This window comes from Streptomyces sp. NPDC054849, assembly GCF_053610945.1.
Genome location: NZ_JBSGZI010000040.1, coordinates 22,354 through 42,260, shown reverse-complemented (window position 1 = coordinate 42,260; position 19,907 = coordinate 22,354). Strand labels below are relative to the sequence as shown.

Genomic DNA, 19,907 nt, shown 5'->3' with positions numbered 1-19,907 from the left:
GCCCTTCCGCCCGAGGACCGCGGCTTCCCGCCGGCCGTTCCGGGGGGCGGCCACCGGCGCAGGCCGGGTAGGTCCGCATGGAGCAGCGCAGTCAGCCAATCGGTTGATCTGCCTGGCGGGTCGCGGGTCCGCCCGCCGGGCCGGCTGGGACGATCCCGCGCATGGCACCGAGGACAAGCACGGCCGAGAGTTCGGCAAAAGCACGGGTGGTCCTGCTGACGCTCTCGGCCGGCCAGTTCCTGATGGCGCTCGACAGCTCGGTCATGAACGTCTCGATCGCGACAGTGGCCGAGGATGTGGGCACGACCGTATCGGGCATCCAAGGCGCGATCACCGCCTACACCCTCGTGATGGCGATGTTCATGATCCCCGGTGGCAAGGTCGGGGCGCTGATCGGCCGCAAACGCGCGTTCCTGATCGGCTGCTGCATCTACGGGGCCGGCTCCCTCACCACGGCGCTCGCACCGAATCTGCCGGTACTTCTGCTCGGCTGGGCGCTCCTCGAAGGCATCGGGGCGGCGCTCATCCTGCCCGCGATCGTGGCCCTGGTGGCCGGGAACTTCGTCGCCGAACGCCGTCCCGCCGCCTATGGACTCGTCGCGGCGGCAGGTGCCGTGGCGATCGCGGTCGGGCCGCTCATCGGAGGTGTCGCGACGACGTACTTCTCCTGGCGGTGGGTGTTCGCCGGGGAGGTGCTGGTGGTGCTTGGCATCCTGGTGCTGGCCCGCCGTATCGCCGACGCCCCGACCGGCGAACGCCGGCGCATCGATCTCTTCGGCGTCGTGCTGTCCGCGCTCGGCCTCGGGCTCTTCGTCTACGGAGTGCTCCGCTCGGACGAATGGGGCTGGTTCCAGCCGAAGCCCGACGCGCCGTCGTGGCTCGGGATCTCGCTGGTCGTCTGGCTGATGCTGGCGGGTCTGCTGCTGATCTGGCTCTTCCTCCGCTGGGAGGCCCGCCTCGGGGAACAGCGCAGGGAGCCGCTCCTCGACCCGGTCATGCTGCAGAACAGACAGCTCACCGGCGGACTGACCATGTTCTTCTTCCAGTACCTCGTGCAGATGGGCGTGTTCTTCGTCGTACCGCTCTACCTGTCGGTCGCCCTCGGCCTGTCCGCACTGCAGACCGGTGCCCGTCTCCTGCCGCTGTCCGTGACCCTGCTGGCGGCCGCGGTCCTGATCCCCCGCTTCCTCCCGGCCGTCTCGCCGCGGCGGGTGGTACGACTCGGGGTCCTCGCCCTGCTCGCGGGCGCGGTGGTCCTGATGGCCGCGCTCGACGCGGACGCCGGTGCTGAAGTCGTCACCGTCCCCCTGCTGCTGATCGGCCTCGGCATGGGCGCGCTGGCGTCCCAGCTCGGGGCGGTCACCGTGTCCGCGGTACCGGAAGAACAAAGTGCAGAGGTCGGGGGCGTACAGAACGCCGTCACCAACCTCGGCGCCTCGATCGGTACGGCACTGGCCGGGTCGATCATGATCGCCGCGCTCGCCACGTCCTTCCTGACCAGCGTCGAGCAGAATCCGGCGATCCCGGACAGCGTCAAGAGCCAGGCGACCGTCAAGATCCAGAGCGGCGCACCCTTCCTCTCGGACGCGCAGCTCAAGACGGCCCTCGACGAAGCCGGCACCAGCAGCGAGGTGACCCAGGGCGCCCTGGACGCGAACGCCGCGGCACGACTCGACGGCCTCCAGGCCGCGCTCGCCATCCTCGCCCTCGCCGCCCTCCTCGCGATGTTCTTCACCCATCGCATCCCCACGACCCAGCCGCGCTCGCCAGAGCCTTAGGGCGTGTCCTCCGGATCTTGCCGGGCCGGCGCTGCCCCGCCGAGGCCGGGCGAGGCCGTCAACGCGGGCAGCACGGGGATCACCCGGGCGAGCCACCCCGTCGGCCCGGTCGTGAAATGCGGCGCGGCGGAAACCTCCCACCAGGAGCGGACGGCCGCCGTCCGCACGGTCTCGCCGGTGCGCTTGTCGGCGTACTCGACCTCCCGCTCACCGGTCAGCCGTGCGGCGACCTGGCCCCTCTTGCAGGCCGCCGGGTAGTCGTTCCAGTTCACACCCGCCTCCGACCACAGCATTTCCTGCACGGCCCCGCTGGACACCCGCTGCAGCCTTTTGTGGGAGAAGTGCGCCTGAGCGGCCATGGAGATGCTGTTGCGGACGGCGTCGCGCTGCCTCCACACGAAGTAGTTGGCGACCTCGACCGGGTCCGACATCGTGAAGACGCGGGCGTCGAAGAGCGCCCGCCGGCCCGGCCGGCGCTCATTGAGCACAGCCGTGGCCAAGGACGCGGAGACGGACAGCTGCTTGGCCGTGACGCCGCCGAACCAGGGTTCGGTCCCGGCCGAGGCGAAGTCGGTGAGGAGGAGACTGATCTCGTCGGACTGCGTGTACGCGAGTGCCGTTCCCGCCGCTTCGGCGCAGAGCGCCTCGGTGACCGCGGCCATGTCGGCGACGAAGCCCATGTCGAAGGGCTTGTCGGCGTCGGCCAGGTAGGTGCGGAAGGCGCGGCCGTCGAGGCGCAGGATCGTGTAGGTGCGGCGGGGCAGCACCGTTCGGTGTGCGGCCTCGTACCGCTTCATCCGGTCGCCGAGTGCCGTGGTGCCGCGCATGGTGCCCCCCAGGTGTGATGACCGGCCTCAGGCTATCGGCGGGTGCCCGGGCGACGGGCCGCGCACGGGGCGGGCGTGCGGAGAGCCGGAATCTCCTCTGTCATATGCCTACCCGCCCGCCGGGGCCCGTGCATAGGGTGTGGCTCCGGACCATCCCGGGCCCGGCGCCCTCCCGGCTCCCCACGGGAGGGTCGCCGCGCGTGCCGCCCCAGCAACCCCCTCGTCCCTGCCACCCGGCTGCCCCAGCCACCCCGGGCTGACCCCGCCTGCCCCGTCTAACCCCGCCTTCCCCCGCCGCCTCCGCTATGCGAGGAGCGCCGCCAGGCCCGCCGGTGTCCGGGCCTGGTCGTCCAGTGCGTCGAGGGCCCGTACCGCCTGGGCGGCCGCCTCCGGGTCGCTCGCGGCGAGCCCGCTCCCGGCGAACTCGTCCTCGTCCAGTCGCAGGACGGAGGACCCGTCCGCCGAGACCCACAGGTCGAGGTCCAGGTCCTCGACGAGGATCTCCCCGCTCTGCACCAAGGCCGGGCGCGTGACGTCGCAGTACCAGCCCTTCAGAACGCCGTCGCCGGTCCACACCTCCTTGACCGCGTACCAGCGCGTCCGCCAGAAGTGCTCGACGAACACGTCACCCGGCTCGAAGCGGACGAAGCCGAAGTCCCGTACGCCCTCGGCCGCCCAGGGGGCGCGCACGGAAATCCGGTCGCCGTCGTCCGCGACCTGCGCCGCCGGATAACGGATCTTGGTCCGTCCGGCCTTGGTCAGGACGATGGTCAGCTGCTCGGTCACACGGTCTCCAGTCTCTTCGTGTAGCGCGTCTCGGTCGCGCAGATCTCGTATCCGAACCACTCGTTGATGGCGAGCATCGGGCCGTTGGCCGCATCGTTGCCGGTGAAGGCCTCGGTGTACCCGGCCGCGCGGGCGCGGTGCAGCGACGCCGTCTTGGCGAGTTTGGCCAGGCCCCGGCCGCGGAAGGCGCGCAGGGTGCCGGTCATCGCCGAGGAGTAGCGGCCGGCGCCGTCGGTCTCGGTGGCGCAGAAGGCGGCCACCACCCCGTCGACCAGGACGACGGTGGTCAGCTCCTTGTCGAGAGACGGGTTGCTCCAGGTGTGCGCGAGCCAGTCCGCGTAGTCGTCGAAAACGGCCGCCACGTCGCCTGGTTCGTCCGCGGTCGCCTCGGCGTCGGCCTCGAAGAGCGGACGCGGATCGGCGGCGAAGGCGGAGGCCGGAAGCAGTCCGACCCCGGCCGGGAGGACCGGCGGCAGCGCGGGCAGCGCGGCCGCCGTCAGGTCCAGGCGCAGGAAGTGTGCGGAGCGGCTGGGCCGGTAGCCGCGCCGCTCGGCGAAGGCGCGATGGGCGGGCGCGTCGAGTACCCAGGTGTACGCGTCCACCGCCCCCTGCGCGGCGAGGTGCTCCTCGGCGGCCCGGAGCAGGAGACGGCCGGCGCCGAGACCGCGGCGGGCGGGGTCGACGTACGCGTTGACGAACGACTGACCGGGCTCCGGACTGTCGTAGGCGATGCCGGCCTGGGCGGTGCCGACCACCTCGCCCCCGGCGGTCTCGGCGACGAGGATGCGGTAGTGCTTCGCGGGAGGGGCGCAGGACAGCTCGAAGGCCACGCCCGCGGCGGTGGCGATCATGAAGGGCAGGGCTGCGCGCCGTACCCGCACGACGGACTCCGCGTCCGAGGGGTCACCCGGGCGGAGGTCGCGGATCGATACGGTCATGCGGCAGACGCTACGGGCGCTCTCCCGCCGGGCGCCTCCCAATTAACCGGCGATGGGGGACAATCACCCGCGTGACCTCGACAAACCTGAAGATCACCATCGACGGCTCGGCCGGGTCGGCCGCCCCGTACGAACAGCTGCGCGCGCAGATCGCCGACCGGGCCCGGTCGGGGAAGCTGCCGGCGGGTTTCAAACTGCCGACGGTTCGCGGACTGGCGGAGGAGCTGGGACTGGCCGCCAACACCGTCGCGAAGGCGTACCGGGCGCTGGAGGCGGACGGGGTGATCGAGACGCGGGGCCGCAACGGGACGTTCGTCGCGGCGGCGGAGGGCGCGTCCCGCGAGGCCGCGGCTGCCGCGCAGGCGTACGCCGAGCGGGCTCACCGGCTGGGCCTGACGCAGGCCGAGGCGGTCGCGGCCGCCACCGAAGCCCTCCGGGCGCGGTACGCCGCCCGCTAGGGCGGGTCTTTCGGATCTTGCCGGGCCCGCGTTGTCCGGTGCCGCACCTCGCGGCGTTGTCGGGGCTCCCCAGTACTTCCAGTACGAGGGGAGCTCCTCCGCCTTGCGATGCACGGCACCGGACGACGCGGGCTCGGCCGACAAGATCCGAAAGAGCCGCTCTAGGTCCCGGCTGCGCCCGTACGTCTGTCGGCCGACACCCGTACGCCCGACGGCCCGCGTGCCCGGCCGCCCGGCCGCCCGTGCGGTCTGCCCGGTGCGAACTGCGTCCCGAACCACCTGCGGCGCGACGCGCCCGCGCCTCGAAGCCACCGGGGCCGAACGATCCAGCCCCGCGCTTGAGGCACGGGCTTCGGGGCCGAGCCCCGGTCTGCGCGCCGCGCCCGCGATCGAGGCACGGGCCCCGCCGCCGTGTCCCGCCCGCCGCCGGAGGCTAGAGGTAGAGGCCCGCCTCGGAGCTGTGCGGCTGTGGCGGGAGGATCGCCGCCGGCCCCGTCCCGCGCCGCAGGGCGAACAGCTCCGCCAGGCTGGCGCCATCGCGGGAGACCCCCTCGTCGGTGCCCAGCCAGTCCACCGCCTCCCCGTGGGTCAGCCGGCCGACCTCGATGCGGGCCAGGCAGCGCCCCGGCCGGACCACCGCCGGGTGGAGGCGTTCCAGGTCCTCGTTGGTCGTCACGCCGACCAGGACGTTGCGGCCCTGCCCCAGCAGTCCGTCCGTCAGGTTCAGCAGTCGCGACAGCGCCTGCCCGGCGGTGTGGCGTGCCTCGCCGCGGATCAGCTCGTCGCAGTCCTCCAGCAGCAGCAGCCGCCAGCGGCCCTTCGCCGTGCCCTCGTCCTCGCCGATCGCGATGTCCATCAGGTAGCCCACGTCGTTGAACAGCCGCTCCGGGTCCAGGACGCAGTCCACCTGGCACCAGTCCCGCCAAGACCGGGCCAGCGTGCGAAGGGCGGAGGTCTTGCCCGTGCCGGGCGGGCCGTGCAGCAGGAGCAGCCGCCCCGCGATGTCGTCCGGGGTCAGCTTCATCAGCCGGTCCATCGCCCCGGCCACCGGCGCGGTGTAGTTGGGCCGCACCTCGGCCCAGGTCCCGGCCGCGATCTGGCGGGTCGTCCGGTACGGGCCGCGGCGCGGGGAGACGTACCAGAAGCCCATCGTGACGTTCTCCGGCTGCGGTTCCGGTTCGTCCTGCACCCCCTCCGTGGCCGTGCCGAGCACGCTGGCGGCGAGTTCGTCGCTGACCGCCGTCACGGTGACGTCCGCGCCCCGGCTCCAGCGCGAGACGAGCACGGTCCAGCCCTCGCCCTCGGCGAGGGTGGCGCTCCGGTCGCTGTCGCGCGCCGAGCGCAGCACGGTGGCCTCCGGCGGCAGCAACGTCGCCTCCGCCTTGACCCGCTCGATCGACACGCTGTGCGAGTACGGCTGCTCGCCGGATGCGAACCGGCCGAGAAACAGCGCGTCGACGACATCCGACGGGGAATCGCTGTCGTCGACGTTGAGCCGGATCGGCAGCGCGTCATGCGGGTTGGCTGGCATGGCGCCCATGATCCGGCACACGGTGCCCTCGTGCACCCGTGTTTCGCCGGATCGGGTGCCCAAGTTCCCTCTTCAAACGCATTCGGAGTGAAGATTCGGGCCGCAACTCTGCCCTGAACATTCTTGGCATGAACACTTCCAGTGAGCCTCGGCTGCTTGTACCACGGACTCAGGAGTAACCCCCACAAGGAGCCGCACACATGAGCTGGAAACCGTCGCGCTTCGCCGCCCTGACCTCCTCCCTGTTACTCGCCGCGGGCGCAGCCCTGTTCGGCGCGGGCCAGGCGGCCGCCGCCGCCCGGGCCGACTTCGGCTACGTCGCCCTCGGCGACTCGTACTCCTCCGGCCTCGGCGCCGGCAACTACGACTCCGCAAGCGGCAACTGCAAGCGCACCACCCGCGCCTATCCGGCCCTGTGGGCCGCCGCCCATTCCCCCCAGACCTTCTCCTTCACCGCCTGCTCGGGTGCTCGTACGAACGATGTCCTCGCCAACCAGCTCGCCCCGCTCAACTCCGGCACCGACCTGGTCAGCATCACCATCGGCGGCAACGACGCCGGGTTCTCCGACGTCATGACGACCTGTGTGCTCCAGTCGGAATCCACCTGCATCAGCCGCGTGAACCAGGCCAAGATCTACGTGGACTCCACCCTCCCCGGCCGCCTCGACCAGGTCTACGACGCCATCGACAGCCGGTCGCCCGGCGCGCAGGTCGTCGTCATCGGCTATCCCCGCTTCTACAAGCTGAACGGCACCTGCACCACCGGCCTGACCGAGGGGGAACGCGCCGCCATCAACGGCGCCGCCGACCACCTCAACGCCGCCATCGCCAAACGCGCCGCCGACCACGGCTTCAGCTTCGCCTCGGTCGCCGGCTCCTTCACGGGCCACGAGATCTGCTCCGGCAGTGCGTGGCTGCACAGCGTCAACTGGCTGAACATCGCCGAGTCGTACCACCCGACGGCCGCCGGGCAGTCCAGCGGCTACCTGCCGGTCTTCACCAACGCGGCCTGATCCACCTGATCCACCTGATCCACCTGACCCACCTGATCCGCCTGATCCACCTGATCCGCCTCCGCAGGGGTCGCCGGAACACTCGCCGTAGGCGTGGCCGGTGACGGACTCGGTCCAGGGGAGGAGGCCCCGCCCGTCGGGGTCTCCTTCCTGCACGTCACAGAGGTGTCCACCCACTGAGTGGCCACCTCGGCCGGCCCCCGGACCTCCAGGCGGACCGCGTCGTCGAAGGTTCCTTCCGGGACGTGGGTGAGCTCGGTGTGCTCCAGCCGCCGGCTCTTCGGCCCGGCCGCCTCGTAGGTGACCGGCTGCCAGCCCGCGCCCGAGGTCCGTCCGCTCCGTGTGGCCCAGCGGTACTCCAGCACGACCGGAGTGCGCTCCACCTCGACCGTGGCCGCGAAGGCGGGCGCGTGCCCTGCGGGAGGCGGGCAGCTGCCCGTGTACGCGGAGCGCACGGTGTCGACGTACACGGACACGTGCTGCGCCGCACCGGCCGACGCCGAGGCCGAGGCCGGAGCCGAGGCGGACGGAGCCGCCGAGGGAGGCGTGGTGGCGGGCTGGGCGCTGCCGGCCGTGCCGGTCGGAGCGCCGCCGTTCCCGCCGCCGCCGGCCGGCCGGCGATCCTTCAGCAACAGCCATCCCAGTACGGCCAGGGCCAGCAGCAGCACCCCGATCCCGACGGTCAGCACCAGCCCGGCGCGGCTCTCGCGCGCCGCCGGGTGGGGCGGGGGCGCGGGCAGTGGCGGCGTGGGCTGCCCGTACGGCGACCCCCGCATCCCCCGCACCCCCGGCGTCTCCTGAGCCCCCGGCACCCCCGGCACCCCCGGCACCCCTTGTACTCCACCGCCCCGCGGCTCCTGCCGGTGGCGGGTGGTGGCCGTCGGCGTGTCCGGCCCCGACACCGGCCCGCCCAACGCCCGTACGGCCCCGCCCGCGCCCACCACCCGCAGCATCCGGGCCGCCTCCGCCGCGGGCAGCCGCTCGGCCGGGTCCTTCCGCAGCAGCCCCTCCAGTACGGGCTCCAGCGGACCGGCCCGGCGCGGCCGCGGCACCTCCTCGTCCACCACGGCCCGCAAGGTGTCCAGCGGGGTGGCCTGCCGGAACGGCGAGACGCCCTCGACGGCGGCGTAGAGCATGACCCCGAGCGACCACAGGTCCGACTCGGATCCGGGTTCGCGCCCCAACGCCCTTTCGGGGGCCAGGAATTCGGGCGAGCCGACGACCTCGCCCGGCATGGTGATGGCGGAGGAGCCCTCCAGGCTCGCGATCCCGAAGTCGCCGAGCACCACCCGGCCGTCGTTGGCGATCAGCACGTTGGCCGGCTTCACGTCCCGGTGCAGTACACCCGAGTCGTGCGCGGACCGCAGCGCGGCCAGTACCTGTTCCCCGATGTGCGCGGCGCGCTGCGGGGTCATCGGCCCCTCGGCCTCCAGCACGTCGGCCAGCGAGAGCCCGCGGATCAGCTCCATCACGATCCAGGGGCGCCCGTCCTCGGACGCCACGTCGTAGACGGTGACGACCCCGCGGTGCGACACCCTGGCGGCGGCCCAGGCCTCCCGCTCCAGCCGCCGGTACATGCGCTGCAGTTCGGTGGCCTCCAGCCCGGCCGGCGCCCGGACCTCCTTGACGGCCACGTCGCGGGCCAGGACCTCGTCGCGGGCCCGCCACACGATGCCCATCCCTCCGCGGCCGATCGGTTCCAGCAGGCGGTACCGGCCGGAGATGACACGATCGGAGTTCGATTCCTCACTCACGCGGGCCCCCCGGTGTGTTCCTGTGCGCCCATGGGTCATCAGGTGATCACTCCAAGTTAGCGCAGTGTGGGCCAAGTGGCCCCTGTCGTGACGCGACTCGGGCAGGGGCCCTGCGCAGCGTGACGTCTGTGCGGAGAGTGACGGTCGACTCCGCTGAGTAATCGTCAACTCCCCGTCCCCATAGGGGTAATTCACACCACCGGGATACCCGAGCGCGACGCGAGGGCGTTAGGGTTAACCTGCCCGGGCCGGGTGCCCTCGTACGGGTGGGGAGAGATCATGGAACAAATAGCAATGCGCAGCAGGCCGCCTCGCGTGCCTGCCATCACCTGCGGCAGCGGTGCGACCAGTTCGCGCCTCGACCGCCACCTCGCCGTGCTGGGCGGTCCTGCCGTCCCGCACCGGGAGACCGCCGAGGCGACGCTGCTGATGCGCGAGCTCACCTCCCGCGACCACACGCACCGCCTGCGGAGCAGGAGCGCGCGCGTCTCGCTCTTCGCGCCGCTGCGCCGCCTGCGTCGCACGCTCTTCGGCAGCCGCCGCTCGTAACCGTCCCCGCAGCACGGCCGTTCGCCCCTTAGGCGTCCGGCTTCCCGGCCTTACGCGATCACACCGTCCCGGCGCAGTTCCGAGATCTGCGCGCCCGCCATCCCCAGGGCGCGCAGCAGGGCCTCGGTGTGTTCGCCCAGCGCGGGCACCGCACCCATGTGCGGTGCCGCGCCGTCCGGCAGCCCGATCGGCGGCAGCAGGGCCCGCAGCGGACCGGCCGGTGATCCCACCTCCCGCCAGCGGTCCCGGGCCGCCAGTTGGGGATGTCCGGCCAGTTGCGCCACCGAGTTCAGCCGTGCGCAGGCGATGCCCGCCGCCTCGAGCCGCGTGATCGCCTCGTCCGCGCCCAGCCGGCCCAACGCCTGCGCCACCACGGCGTCGGTCTTCTCCCGGTTCCCGGTGCGGGCCGTGTTCGTCGCGTACGCCGGATCGTCGGCCAACTCGGGCCGCTCCAGCACCCGCTCCACCAGCCGCCGCCACTCGCGGTCGTTCTGCACCGACAGCAGCACCCGGTCCCCGTCGGCCGTCGGATAGGCGTCGTAGGGCGCGATCACCGCGTGCGCGAGGCCGGTGCGCACGGGCTGCTCCCCGCCGTGCATCGTGTGGTGCAGTGGATGCCCCATCCATTCGGCGAGCGCGTCCAGCATGGACACCTCCACCCTGCCCCCGCGCCCGGTGACCCCGCGGCGCAGCAGCGCGGCCAGCACCCCCGAGAAGGCGTACATGGCCGCCGCGATGTCCGCCGCCGGGATGCCCGCCTTGACGGGCTGCTCCGGGGTGCCGGTCACCGACACCAGCCCCGCCTCGCACTGCACGAGCATGTCGTAGGCGCGCTTGTGGGCGTACGGGCCCTCGGCGCCGTAGCCGGAGACGTCCACGGCGACCAGCCGCGGGTAACGCGCGCACAACGCGGCCGAGTCCAGGCCGAGCCGGGCCGCGGCTCCCTGCGCGAGGTTCTGCACGAAGACGTCGGCTCCGGCCAGCAGTCCGTGCAGGACCTCCCGGCCGCGCGGGTCCTTCAGGTCGAGGGCGATCGACTCCTTGCCCCGGTTGGCCCAGACGAAGTGGGAGGCGAGGCCGTGCGCGGCGGTGTCGTAGGAGCGCGCGAAGTCGCCGCCGTCGGGACGCTCGACCTTGATCACCCTGGCGCCGAGGTCGGCGAGCTGGCGGGTGGCGAAGGGGGCCGAGACGGCCTGTTCGACGGCGACGACGGTGATGCCGTCCAGGGGGAGCGGTTCGGTAGCCATGGGCCCTGCCTACCGGGTCGGACCGGGAACTGTCACCTGGCGGAGTGGTGACATGCGTCATCCGCACGCCGACCGCGTCCGGCTCGGGCGTTCGGTGTCGGCGTCCGCCGTCGGACGTCCGGCCGCACCCCGCTGCCGCACCCCGATCCCGCACCCTGGGCCCCGCGCCCCCGTTCAGGTGCGGTCAGCCCGGGCCCTGATCCGGCGTCAGCCCTGCCCGCGTGCGAACCTGCGCGTGGCCAGCGGTACGAACACCGCCAAGAGCAGCCCCGACCACAGCAGCGCCCCGGCCACGGGATGCGCTGCGGGCCAGGCCGCGCCCGCCCCTGCCTCGGCCCCCGCGTTCCCGCACAGCTCGCGCACCGCGGTGGCGACGGCGCTGATCGGGTTCCACTCGGCGACCGTGCGCAGCCACCCGGGCAGTCCGGCGGTCGGCAGGTACGCGCTGGACAGCAGCGGCAGGACGAAGGTCGCGCTGCCCAGCTGGCCCGCCGCCTCCTCGCTCCTGCTCACCAGGCCGAGATAGGTGCCCGCCCACGCGGTGGCGAAGCGGAACAGCAGCAGCACGCCCAGGGCCCCCAGCGCGCCGGGCAGGCCGTTCTCGATGCGCCAGCCCATCGCCAGCCCCACCAGCATCAACGGCACCATCGACAGGCCCGTGGTGAGCAGGTCGGCCGCCGTCTGCCCGAGCGGCACGGCGGTGCGGCTCATCGGCAGGGTCCGGAAGCGGTCCATCACCCCGCGGTGGGCGTCCTGCGCCGCCGTGAACATGCCGGTCATCAGGCCGTTCGCGGCGGTGGCGGCCAGCAGCCCGGGAACCAGGAACTCCCGGTACTCCGCGCCCGGCATGGCGAGGGCGCTGCCGAAGACGTAGCCGAAGAAGAGCAGCATCGTGATCGGCATGGTCTGGGTGAGGATCAGGAGCGCCGGGGCGTGCCGGGCCTTCTGGAGCTGGCGGGTGAGGACGGCTCCGCCGTCGGACAGCAGGGTGCTCATGCGGCGTACTCCTCGGCGGTGGGGCGGGCCTGGGTGAGGCGCAGGAAGACCTCGTCGAGGGTGGGCGGGCGCAGGCTCGCGTCCGTGACCGGCACCCCGGCGGTGTCGAGTTCGCGGATGATCCGGGGCAGGGTGAGCCCGGAGTCGAGGACGGTGACGCCGACGGTCAGCCGCTCCTCGTCGAGCACGGGCCGGCCGCCGGTGAGCTGGTCGAGGACGACGGCGGCCCCCGCGAGCGCCTCGCGCGCGGTGACGGTCACCTCGGCGCGGGCGCCGATCCGGGCCTTGAGCCGGGACGGGGTGCCGGTGGCGACGGCCCGGCCGTGGTCGACGACCACGATCTCGTCGGCGAGCCGGTCGGCCTCCTCCAGGTACTGGGTGGTGAGCAGTACGGAGGTGCCCTCGGCGCCCTTGTCGACGAGTTCCCGTACGGCCGTCCAGATCTGCTCGCGGGCCGCCGGGTCCAGGCCGGTGGTGGGCTCGTCGAGGAACAGCACGCGGGGGCGGGTGATCAGGCCGGCGGCCAGGTCCAGGCGCCGCCTCATGCCGCCGGACCAGGTGGAGGTCACCCGGTCGGCGGCCTCGCCGAGCCCGAAGCGCTCCAGCAGCTCGTCGGCCCGGGCGCGGCTCGCGGAGCCGCGCAGTCCGGCGAGCCGGGCGAAGAGCCGGAGGTTCTCGCGGCCGGTCAGGTCGCCGTCGACGGAGGCGTACTGGCCGGTGACGCCGATCGCGCGGCGGACGGCGGCGGGATCCCGGGTGACGTCGTGGCCGGCGACGAGGGCGCGGCCGCCGGTGGGCGTGGTGAGGGTGGCGAGGATCCGGACGGCGGTGGTCTTGCCCGCCCCGTTGGGGCCGAGGAGACCGCAGACCGTGCCCTCGGGGACGGCGAGGTCGAGGCCGCGCAGGGCGTGGACCTCTCCGTAGTTCTTCTCCAGACCTTCACTAAGTACAGCGTACGTAGTCGTCATGTGGCACACCGTACCGCACTACGTACGGCGTACGTAACTAAGATGGTGGCGAGACGACGAGGTGATCTGAGCGATGACTGCCGGCGGGCGACCCGCTGAACCCGAAGTGATCTGGTCCCGCCCACCGCGGACCGGCCGGGGCCCCAGGCCCGCGCACAGCCGCGAGTCGATCGCGTCCGAGGCGGTGCGGATCGCCGACGCGGAGGGGATCGAAGCCGTGTCCATGCGGCGTGTGGCGGCCGGGATCGGTGCGGGGACGATGTCCCTCTACAACTACGTGCCGCGCAAGGAGGACTTGTACGAGCTGATGGTCGACGCGGTCAGCGCGGAGTACGAGTTCACCGCGCCCACCGGCGACTGGCGGGCCGACCTGCTGGCGCTGGCCCGCCAGACGCGGGCGCTGATGCACCGCCACCCGTGGCTGCCGCGCTTGCTGACCCCCGTTTACGGCTTCAGTCCCCACGCCCTGCGCTATCTGGAGCACAGCCTGGACTGCCTGGCGCCGCTGGACGTGCCGGACGGCGAGAAGCTGGAGCTCGTCGCCGCGGTCAACGGCACCGTCGCGACGTACGTGGCGGGCGAACTGGCGCTGGCCGAGCGGTCCAGGTCGCTGCCCTGGGGAGAGGCGGAGGAGCAGCGCGTACGGACGGCCTGGCTCGGCTCCTGCCTGGCCACCGGGCAGTACCCGCGACTGGCGGCGGCCCTCACGGGCGGCGGGCCGGTCCCCGGCGCGGGGCTGGACATGGCCGCTGTCTTCGACCGCTCGGTGTCACGGCTGCTGGGGGCCTGGGGCGCGTAGGGCCGCTCAAAGCCCTGTGGCAAGCCGGGAGCCGGAGAGCGGGAAGCCCTGAGCAGGGAGCGGGGCCCGCAATCGGGGCCGCAGTCGGAGTCGGGAGCCCGGAGCCGGAGCTGTGAGTCGGGAGCTGTGAGGGCGGGAGCCAGCGGCCCGCAAGCCCGCAAGCCCGCAAGCCGGCAAGCCCGCAAGCCCGCAAGCCCGGAGCCCGCATGCCCGCAGCCCGCTCAGAGAAGCACGAACTGTCCGCCCGGGCCCTCCTCGTGGTGGTCCAGCACCGAGGCCGGGCGCCGGGCCCAGGCCGGGGCGGGCAGTACCCCGGCCGCGCGCAGCGCCTCGGCCGGAAGACCCGGCCCGGGCTCGAACGCGGCCCGCTCCGGGGCCAGGTCGGCCAGCAGCGCCAGCGTGGTCACCAGGGCGAGCAGCTCCGAGGTCCAGCTCTGCGGCCACTGGGCGGGACCCAGCGCCTCCAGCCCGTCGGCGTCCGGGCCGCGGTGCGCGGTGCGCGCGGCGAACCAGGCCTCCAGTACCCGCGTGCCCCGCGCCTCGTACTCCCAGGCCCCGGCGGGCACGGGGGAGACGGTCCCGCTGCCGACGCTCAGCGTCTCGGTCTCGGGGTCGTACCCGAGCGCGTGCGGCCAGGAGCCGACCGCCGAGCGGACGTACGGGCGGCGCCCGCCGGGCAGCCGGGGCGGTTCGCCCCCGCGGCCCCCGCGCAGCTGGACGGTGAGCAGGCGGTGCCCCAGCTCCAGACCGGCCCGCCAGCGCGCGGGGTCGGCGGCGAGCGGGACCTCGTACCCCCGCGGACCCGGGCGGCCCGCCGCGAGGATCCAGCACAGGACGTCCTCGGGGGTGACCCAGCCGCCGTGCCGCTCGCTCAGCAGCGGCAGCAGGCCGGGGGCGAGATTCGGCTCGGCGCCGCCGGGGCGCCGGTGCAGGGGGCGGATCCGCCCGAGCCGGCCGGCCGGGAGGTGCGCCGTGACCAGCGGCTCCGGGGTTTCGACGAGGAACAGTTGGTGCTCGTCCCGGACCCGCCAGAGCTCCGGGCGGGCCGTGTCGATGAGCCGCTGGTCGGGCAGGAGCCACTGCTCGTCGAAGGGCTCGCGCAGTACCCGTACCGGGTCGGGGCAGGGGCCGGGAGCGTCGGCGAACCGCGCCGTGGCCGCCGAGCGCCGGCCGGGCAGCGCGGCCGCCCCGGCGGTCGGCGTGCGGCGGCGGCTCGGGCGGAACAGCCGCTCCCGCTCGGCCCCTTCGGAGCCGGTCAGGGCGGCCCAGCGGGCGCGCAGGGCCGCCGGATCGGGTGCGGCCACCCAGTCACGGCCCAGTCGCAGGCCGCCCACGGCCCAGGGCATCAGGTCGTCCAGCAGCGGTACGTCTTCGCTCACGCCGCCGATGGTAGCGACGGGATCCGATGGCCGGGCTGCGTCCAGGCCGAAGAGCTACGCTCCTTATGTACGCATACGTACGGTATCGACCGAGGAGACGGTCATGAGCCAGTACGACGAATACTCCACCCCGTCGCAGGCCGAGGGCGAGCGCCTCGACGAGGACATGGACGAGAAGCAGCGCAAGGAGCGGCACCCCCAGACGATGCGGACCACGCCCTCCCAGGCCGAGGGCGAGCGCACCGCGGAGAACGACGAGAAGAAGTGACGCCGCCGGTCAGTGCGCGTCGACGGTCACCGTGAAGGAGAACCGGTCGCCGCGGTAGCGGATCCGCGCCACGTCCACCACCCGGCCGTCCTCGTCGTACGTGACGCCCGTGTAGTGCAGGATCGGGCTGAGTAGCGGGACCTGGAGCAGCTCGGCCGTCTCGGGGTCGGCGAGCCGGGCCTCGACCGTGTCCGTGATCCGGCTGATGCGCACGCCCACGACGTCCCGCAGCACCTTCGTCATCGGCCAGCGTTCGAGATCGGCGAGGTCCACCGCCCCGGCGAACTCGGGGAGGACGGCGTTCTCCACCCAGTTGGTCGGCTCGCCGCTCTCGCGGTCGTGGCGCAGGCGGCGGTACGTGACCACCTCCGCCGTGCCCGGAAAGTGCTCCAGCAGCTCCCCGGACACGGCGGTCCGTCCGTGGCCCAGGATCGTCGTGCGGTCGCCCGACTGCTGGGCCACGATCGCGTCGACCGAGCCCAGCAGCCGGACCGGGGCGCTGCGCAGCGCGCCCGGCTCGATGAACGTGCCGCGCCGCCGGTGCCTGCTGATCAGGCCCTCGCCCTCCAGCTCCTTGAGCGCCTGCCGCATGGTCAGCACGCTCACCCCGTAGTGCTCGGCGAGCTGCTCCTCGGTGGGCAGGCGCAGCGAGGCGTCCGGGGTGCGCCCCAGTATCGAGGCGCGCAGGGACTGCGACACCTGATACCAGAGCGGCAGCTTCCGGTTCAGGACCAGCGAGTCGGGGGCGAAGGCGGTCACGGGTGGATCTCCGAATGGCTGGACAGAGGTGACGTGCGGCGCATGAAGGGTATGCAGTGCAGGTCAGGCACGGAAGTGGCGCTGCAGACCCTGCCATACGTCGTCGTAGCCGCGCTGGAGGTGATCCGCGCCGGCCGCCTGGGCGGTGGCGGTGATCGGCCAGCGGGTCTCGAACATGAAGGCCAGGCCGTCGTCGATCTTCTGCGGCTTCAGCTCGGCGGCGCTCGCCCGGTCGAAGGTCTCGTGGTCGGGGCCGTGTGCGGACATCATGTTGTGGAGCGAGCCGCCACCGGGGACGAAGCCCTCGGCCTTGGCGTCGTAGGCGCCCTCGATCAGGCCCATGTACTCGCTCATCACGTTGCGGTGGAAGTACGGCGGGCGGAAGGTGTCCTCGCCGACCAGCCAGCGCGGGGCGAAGACCACGAAGTCCACGCCCGCCAGCCCCGGGGTGTCGGAGGGCGAGGTCAGGACCGTGAAGATCGACGGGTCGGGGTGGTCGTAGCTGATCGTGCCCAGGACGTTGAAGCGGCGCAGGTCGTAGACGTACGGAACGTGGGTGCCGTGCCAGGCCACCACGTCGAGCGGGGAGTGGTCGTAGGTGGCCGACCAGAGGTTGCCGCAGAATTTGTTGACCACCTCCGTCGGGCGCTCGCTGTCCTCGTACGCGGCCACCGGGGCCTGGAAGTCCCGTGCGGCGGCGAGTCCGTTGGCGCCGATCGGGCCCAGATCCGGCAGCTCGAAGGGCAGGCCGTAGTTCTCGCAGACGTAACCGCGGGCGTCGGCGTCCAGCAGCTCCACGCGGAAGCGGACGCCGCGCGGGATCAGGGCCACGTCACCCGGGCGGGCGGCGAGCAGGCCCAGCTCGGTGCGCAGGAGCAGTCCGCCGCGCTCGGGGACGATCAGCAGCTCGCCGTCGGAGTCGCTGAACACCCGGTCCGTCATGGACGCGTTGGCGGCGTAGAGGTGGACCGCCATGCCGGCGCGCTGGGTGGCGTCGCCGTTGCCGCCGAGGGTCCACAGGCCGGACAGGAAGTCGGTGCCGGGGGCCGGGTCGGGCAGCGGGTTCCAGCGGAGCCGGTTCGGGTCCGCCGGGGCCTCGGTGAAGGGCGCGGTGCGCAGGGCGCCGTTGTCGATGCGGGTGAAGGGCGGGTGCGCGGCCGAGGGGCGGATCCGGTAGAGCCAGGAGCGGCGGTTTCCGCTGCGGGGCTCGGTGAAGGCGCTGCCGCTGAGCTGCTCGGCGTAGAGGCCGAGGGGAGCGCGCTGGGGCGAGTTCCGGCCGATCGGCAGCGCGCCGGGGACGGCCTCCGAGCTGTGCTCGTTGCCGAAGCCGGTGAGGTACTCCAGAGCCTCCGCCGTCTTCCTGGCCTGCTCGGGGCCGACCTGCTCGCTCATGTGCTGCTCCCGCTCCGTCGAAGGAATCCTATGGCTGACAGTAGGATTCCGCGGCCCGCACGTCAACGGCGACCCGGTCCGGCCTTCCGATCCGCCGTGCATCCCGGGCGGGAGACGGATTCCTCCCAGGGGGATCCCAAAAGATGAACAATGCTCTACTCTCACGCGCATGTCGTGGACCCGCAGGTTCCCTGCCGTGCCGGCGGCGCTCCTCGCCGCCCTCATCGCCCTCCTGTCCCTCTTCGCCGCCGCGCCCGCCGCCCGCGCGCACGAGGAGCGCCCGGTCACCTTCCCGGACGGTTCCGGATCCGTACCCGAGTACCGCAGGGGGGAGCCGGACCTGATCGTCTGCAAGACCGACCGGCCCGCCTTCGAACGCCGGATAGCCGGCTTCCCGGAGGAGCTCAGACAACGCAACCTCGCCCTCTACGCACGGTGCGAGCAGAGCGGCTACCGGCATCTGCAGGAGGCCGTCGACGCCGTCGACCGGCCCGGGATGAACATCGCGCTCCTCCCCGGCCTGTACGAGGAGGAGCCCTCGCTCCCGAAGCCGACGGGGGAGTGCGCCGCGCTGAAGGCCCCCCAGTCCTCGCTCGGCTATCAGATCCTCTCCTACGAGCAGCAGGTGCAGTGCCGGCACAACCAGAACCTCGTCGCGATCCTCGGCAAGACGAACCTGCAGATCGAGGGCACGGGCGCGTCACGGCTCGACGTGGTCGTCGACGCCAAGTACCAGAAGCTGAACGCCCTGCGCGCCGACCGGTCCAACGGCATCTACTTCCGCAACTTCACCGCCCAGCGCACCACCTTCAACTCGCTGTACGTGCTGGCGGGCGACGGCTTCGTCATCGACGACGTGCTGACCCGCTGGAACGACGAGTACGGCTTCCTGACCTTCGCCAGCGACCACGGGCTCTACAAGAACTGCGAGTCGTACGGGAACGGCGACTCGGGCATCTACCCCGGCAGCGCCTCCGACATCAACGACGGCCGCGGCTACGAGGTCCCCCGCTACTCCATCGAGATCACCGGCTGCCGCAGCCACCACAACATGGTCGGGTACTCCGGCACCGCGGGCGACTCGGTCTGGGTGCACGACAACGAGTTCGACCAGAACATGGGCGGCGCCTCGATGGACAGCGCCTTCCCCGGCCACCCCGGACTCCCGCAGAACCACGCCCGTTTCGAGCGGAACCTGATCCACGACAACAACCAGGACTACTACCGCCACGTCGCCGACGGCACCTGCGCCAAACCGCCGATCGAGCGCGGCTACGAACGCGGCGTCGTCTGCCCGCAGATCTCCATGCCGCCGGGCACCGGCATCATCACCGCCGGAGGCAACTGGAACCTCTACGAGGGCAACTGGGTGTACGGGCACCAGCGCGCGGGCTTCTTCCTCAGCGCGGTCCCCGCCTTCATCCGCGGCGAGGAGAAGTGGTCGAAGCAGACGGACACCTCCCACCACAACCGGTACGCCGGAAACGTCATGGGCAAGGACAAGTCCGGCGCCGCCCGCCCCAACGGCATGGACGTGTGGTGGGACGGCCAGGGCAGGGGCAACTGCTGGCAGGACGGCCCCGACGGCTCCACCCCCGGCACGGTCCCGCAGTGCGGTGAGCGGCGGGGCGCCGTCTCGGGGGCCTCGGCCCGGCTCGTCGGCGAACCGGTCAAGCTGGTCCAACTCCTCGTCTGCGCGGACTACAACGTCCAGGCGCGCAAACTCCCGGCCGGCTGCGACTGGTACGGCGCACGCGGCCTGCAGCGGGTGGAGACCCAGCTCGCCCTGGCCGTGGCGGCCGTCCAGCTCCTGGTCGGCGGGGTCCTTTGGTGGCGCCGCCTGCGCGGCTCCCGCCTGGGCACGGCCGCCTCGCTTCTGGGCCTCGCGGGCCTGGTCCTGGACGTGGCCGGCTCCACCACGGGACTGACCGCCACCTTCGTCCCGGCCCTCGCCCTCCTCCTGCTCGGGCTGTGGTGGACGGGCGTCGGCCTGGCGCTACGCCCGGCCCGCCCCTGGCTGGCCCGCCTGAGCCTGCTGCTGGCCGGGCTCACCCTCCTGGACGCCTTCGACAAGGCGGTCCTGATGATCCCCTGGACCCCCCTGAGCCCCGCCTGGGTCCGTGCCCTGGTCGCCGTGGTCTGGGTGCTGTGGGCCGTCGTGGCGTCGGCCCGCCCAGGAGCCCCGGCCCACCCCTCCGGCCCGGGCGACGACCCCGCGGGCGACCGCGCCCGGGTCCCCGCCGGCCCGGCCCCGGCCCTCCGCGCGGCGGCCCCCGAGCCCCCGGCGACCCCGGATCCCACGCCGTGACCCCCGCCCAGGGCCGCCCCGACCCCAGGAGGCCGGCCGTGACCGACCGGCCCGACGCCCGCATCCGGTGCGACGCCTGCGGCACGCCGCACCGATCGACGCGCAGGTCCCACCACACCACCCGCACCACCCGCCTTGACGGGTCCGCTGCCCGGAC

At 73.0% G+C, this 19,907-nt stretch carries 18 protein-coding genes; 7 read left to right on the top strand and 11 right to left on the bottom strand.

Annotated elements, in window-relative coordinates; all coding sequences use genetic code 11:
* The first annotated feature begins 161 nt into the window (after positions 1-161).
* A complete protein-coding gene (locus ACWGIF_RS19265; protein WP_453498831.1) occupies positions 162-1,778 on the top strand; it encodes an MFS transporter in 1,617 nt (538 codons plus the stop codon).
* Here ACWGIF_RS19265 and ACWGIF_RS19260 read toward each other — a convergent pair.
* The 3 genes from ACWGIF_RS19260 to ACWGIF_RS19250 all read right to left on the bottom strand — a co-directional run bounded on the left by ACWGIF_RS19260 (position 1,775) and on the right by ACWGIF_RS19250 (position 4,329).
* A complete protein-coding gene (locus tag ACWGIF_RS19260) occupies positions 1,775-2,605 on the bottom strand; it encodes a tRNA(His) guanylyltransferase Thg1 family protein (RefSeq protein ID WP_453498828.1) in 831 nt (276 codons plus the stop codon). The two genes, ACWGIF_RS19265 and ACWGIF_RS19260, sit on opposite strands and share 4 nt — an antisense overlap.
* A 303-nt stretch (positions 2,606-2,908) precedes the next feature.
* Positions 2,909-3,391 carry a DUF402 domain-containing protein gene (locus ACWGIF_RS19255; RefSeq protein WP_453498825.1) on the bottom strand — a complete coding sequence of 161 codons (483 nt, stop codon included), beginning with the start codon at positions 3,389-3,391 and terminating at the stop codon, positions 2,909-2,911.
* Positions 3,388-4,329, bottom strand: a complete 942-nt coding sequence (locus ACWGIF_RS19250) for a GNAT family N-acetyltransferase (RefSeq protein WP_453498822.1) — start codon at positions 4,327-4,329, stop codon at positions 3,388-3,390. The genes ACWGIF_RS19255 and ACWGIF_RS19250 overlap by 4 nt, the downstream gene beginning before the upstream one ends.
* Before the next feature lie 71 nt (positions 4,330-4,400).
* Here ACWGIF_RS19250 and ACWGIF_RS19245 point away from each other — a divergent pair, with 71 nt between their 5' ends.
* Positions 4,401-4,787: a GntR family transcriptional regulator gene (locus tag ACWGIF_RS19245; protein ID WP_453498819.1), complete on the top strand. Its 387-nt coding sequence runs from the start codon at positions 4,401-4,403 to the stop codon at positions 4,785-4,787.
* A gap of 433 nt (positions 4,788-5,220) precedes the next feature.
* Here the strand turns inward: ACWGIF_RS19245 and ACWGIF_RS19240 are convergent, their stop codons facing one another.
* Entirely contained in the window at positions 5,221-6,318 is a 1,098-nt protein-coding gene (locus tag ACWGIF_RS19240) for a DUF5925 domain-containing protein (protein ID WP_453498814.1), read from the bottom strand.
* 200 nt (positions 6,319-6,518) lie between these two features.
* Between ACWGIF_RS19240 and ACWGIF_RS19235 the strand changes: the two genes are divergently transcribed.
* Complete coding sequence (locus ACWGIF_RS19235) at positions 6,519-7,331, top strand: SGNH/GDSL hydrolase family protein (protein WP_453498811.1); 813 nt, start codon at positions 6,519-6,521, stop codon at positions 7,329-7,331.
* On the opposite strand, the gene ACWGIF_RS19230 is transcribed toward ACWGIF_RS19235, so the two are convergent.
* Positions 7,301-9,085, bottom strand: coding sequence for a serine/threonine-protein kinase (locus ACWGIF_RS19230; RefSeq protein WP_453498808.1), 1,785 nt, complete (start codon positions 9,083-9,085; stop codon positions 7,301-7,303). The two genes, ACWGIF_RS19235 and ACWGIF_RS19230, sit on opposite strands and share 31 nt — an antisense overlap.
* Positions 9,086-9,364: 279 nt before the next feature.
* Here ACWGIF_RS19230 and ACWGIF_RS19225 point away from each other — a divergent pair, with 279 nt between their 5' ends.
* A complete protein-coding gene (locus ACWGIF_RS19225; protein WP_030720225.1) occupies positions 9,365-9,634 on the top strand; it encodes a hypothetical protein in 270 nt (89 codons plus the stop codon).
* Between the two features lie 50 nt (positions 9,635-9,684).
* Here ACWGIF_RS19225 and ACWGIF_RS19220 read toward each other — a convergent pair whose 3' ends face one another.
* From ACWGIF_RS19220 to ACWGIF_RS19210, 3 genes are all read right to left on the bottom strand, one after another.
* A complete protein-coding gene (locus ACWGIF_RS19220) occupies positions 9,685-10,881 on the bottom strand; it encodes a CaiB/BaiF CoA transferase family protein (RefSeq protein WP_453498804.1) in 1,197 nt (398 codons plus the stop codon).
* A 207-nt stretch (positions 10,882-11,088) separates the two neighbouring features.
* On the bottom strand, positions 11,089-11,877 hold the full coding sequence (locus ACWGIF_RS19215) for an ABC transporter permease (protein WP_453498801.1): 789 nt from the start codon (positions 11,875-11,877) through the stop codon (positions 11,089-11,091).
* Positions 11,874-12,845 carry an ATP-binding cassette domain-containing protein gene (locus ACWGIF_RS19210; protein ID WP_453498798.1) on the bottom strand — a complete coding sequence of 324 codons (972 nt, stop codon included), beginning with the start codon at positions 12,843-12,845 and terminating at the stop codon, positions 11,874-11,876. Before ACWGIF_RS19210 ends, ACWGIF_RS19215 begins: the two co-directional genes overlap by 4 nt.
* Positions 12,846-12,918: 73 nt before the next feature.
* Between ACWGIF_RS19210 and ACWGIF_RS19205 the strand changes: the two genes are divergently transcribed.
* Positions 12,919-13,644: a TetR/AcrR family transcriptional regulator gene (locus ACWGIF_RS19205; protein WP_453498795.1), complete on the top strand. Its 726-nt coding sequence runs from the start codon at positions 12,919-12,921 to the stop codon at positions 13,642-13,644.
* Positions 13,645-13,865: 221 nt separating this feature from the next.
* Here ACWGIF_RS19205 and ACWGIF_RS19200 read toward each other — a convergent pair whose 3' ends face one another.
* Entirely contained in the window at positions 13,866-14,990 is a 1,125-nt protein-coding gene (locus ACWGIF_RS19200) for a type ISP restriction/modification enzyme (RefSeq protein ID WP_453498867.1), read from the bottom strand.
* Positions 14,991-15,126: 136 nt separating this feature from the next.
* On the opposite strand from ACWGIF_RS19200, the gene ACWGIF_RS19195 reads away from it, so the two are divergent.
* A complete protein-coding gene (locus ACWGIF_RS19195) occupies positions 15,127-15,291 on the top strand; it encodes a hypothetical protein (protein WP_453498792.1) in 165 nt (54 codons plus the stop codon).
* 9 nt (positions 15,292-15,300) lie between these two features.
* On the opposite strand, the gene ACWGIF_RS19190 is transcribed toward ACWGIF_RS19195, so the two are convergent.
* On the bottom strand, positions 15,301-16,050 hold the full coding sequence (locus tag ACWGIF_RS19190; protein WP_453498789.1) for a GntR family transcriptional regulator: 750 nt from the start codon (positions 16,048-16,050) through the stop codon (positions 15,301-15,303).
* Positions 16,051-16,113: 63 nt separating this feature from the next.
* Positions 16,114-17,442, bottom strand: a complete 1,329-nt coding sequence (hmgA, locus tag ACWGIF_RS19185; protein WP_453498787.1) for a homogentisate 1,2-dioxygenase — start codon at positions 17,440-17,442, stop codon at positions 16,114-16,116.
* Between the two features lie 169 nt (positions 17,443-17,611).
* Here hmgA and ACWGIF_RS19180 point away from each other — a divergent pair, with 169 nt between their 5' ends.
* On the top strand, positions 17,612-19,750 hold the full coding sequence (locus ACWGIF_RS19180; RefSeq protein ID WP_453498784.1) for a right-handed parallel beta-helix repeat-containing protein: 2,139 nt from the start codon (positions 17,612-17,614) through the stop codon (positions 19,748-19,750).
* Positions 19,751-19,907 lie beyond the last annotated feature (157 nt).

Bases quoted from the DNA above. Each gene is read 5' to 3' on its own strand.
- ACWGIF_RS19265 (WP_453498831.1), top strand. From the start codon at position 162: ATGGCACCGAGGACAAGCACGGCCGAGAGTTCGGCAAAAGCACGGGTG.
- ACWGIF_RS19260 (WP_453498828.1), bottom strand. From the start codon at position 2,605: ATGCGCGGCACCACGGCACTCGGCGACCGGATGAAGCGGTACGAGGCC.
- ACWGIF_RS19250 (WP_453498822.1), bottom strand. From the start codon at position 4,329: ATGACCGTATCGATCCGCGACCTCCGCCCGGGTGACCCCTCGGACGCG.
- ACWGIF_RS19240 (WP_453498814.1), bottom strand. From the start codon at position 6,318: ATGCCAGCCAACCCGCATGACGCGCTGCCGATCCGGCTCAACGTCGAC.
- ACWGIF_RS19235 (WP_453498811.1), top strand. From the start codon at position 6,519: ATGAGCTGGAAACCGTCGCGCTTCGCCGCCCTGACCTCCTCCCTGTTA.
- ACWGIF_RS19225 (WP_030720225.1), top strand. From the start codon at position 9,365: ATGGAACAAATAGCAATGCGCAGCAGGCCGCCTCGCGTGCCTGCCATC.
- ACWGIF_RS19220 (WP_453498804.1), bottom strand. From the start codon at position 10,881: ATGGCTACCGAACCGCTCCCCCTGGACGGCATCACCGTCGTCGCCGTC.
- ACWGIF_RS19215 (WP_453498801.1), bottom strand. From the start codon at position 11,877: ATGAGCACCCTGCTGTCCGACGGCGGAGCCGTCCTCACCCGCCAGCTC.
- ACWGIF_RS19210 (WP_453498798.1), bottom strand. From the start codon at position 12,845: ATGACGACTACGTACGCTGTACTTAGTGAAGGTCTGGAGAAGAACTAC.
- ACWGIF_RS19205 (WP_453498795.1), top strand. From the start codon at position 12,919: ATGACTGCCGGCGGGCGACCCGCTGAACCCGAAGTGATCTGGTCCCGC.
- ACWGIF_RS19200 (WP_453498867.1), bottom strand. From the start codon at position 14,990: ATGCCCTGGGCCGTGGGCGGCCTGCGACTGGGCCGTGACTGGGTGGCC.
- ACWGIF_RS19195 (WP_453498792.1), top strand. From the start codon at position 15,127: ATGAGCCAGTACGACGAATACTCCACCCCGTCGCAGGCCGAGGGCGAG.
- hmgA (WP_453498787.1), bottom strand. From the start codon at position 17,442: ATGAGCGAGCAGGTCGGCCCCGAGCAGGCCAGGAAGACGGCGGAGGCT.
- ACWGIF_RS19180 (WP_453498784.1), top strand. From the start codon at position 17,612: ATGTCGTGGACCCGCAGGTTCCCTGCCGTGCCGGCGGCGCTCCTCGCC.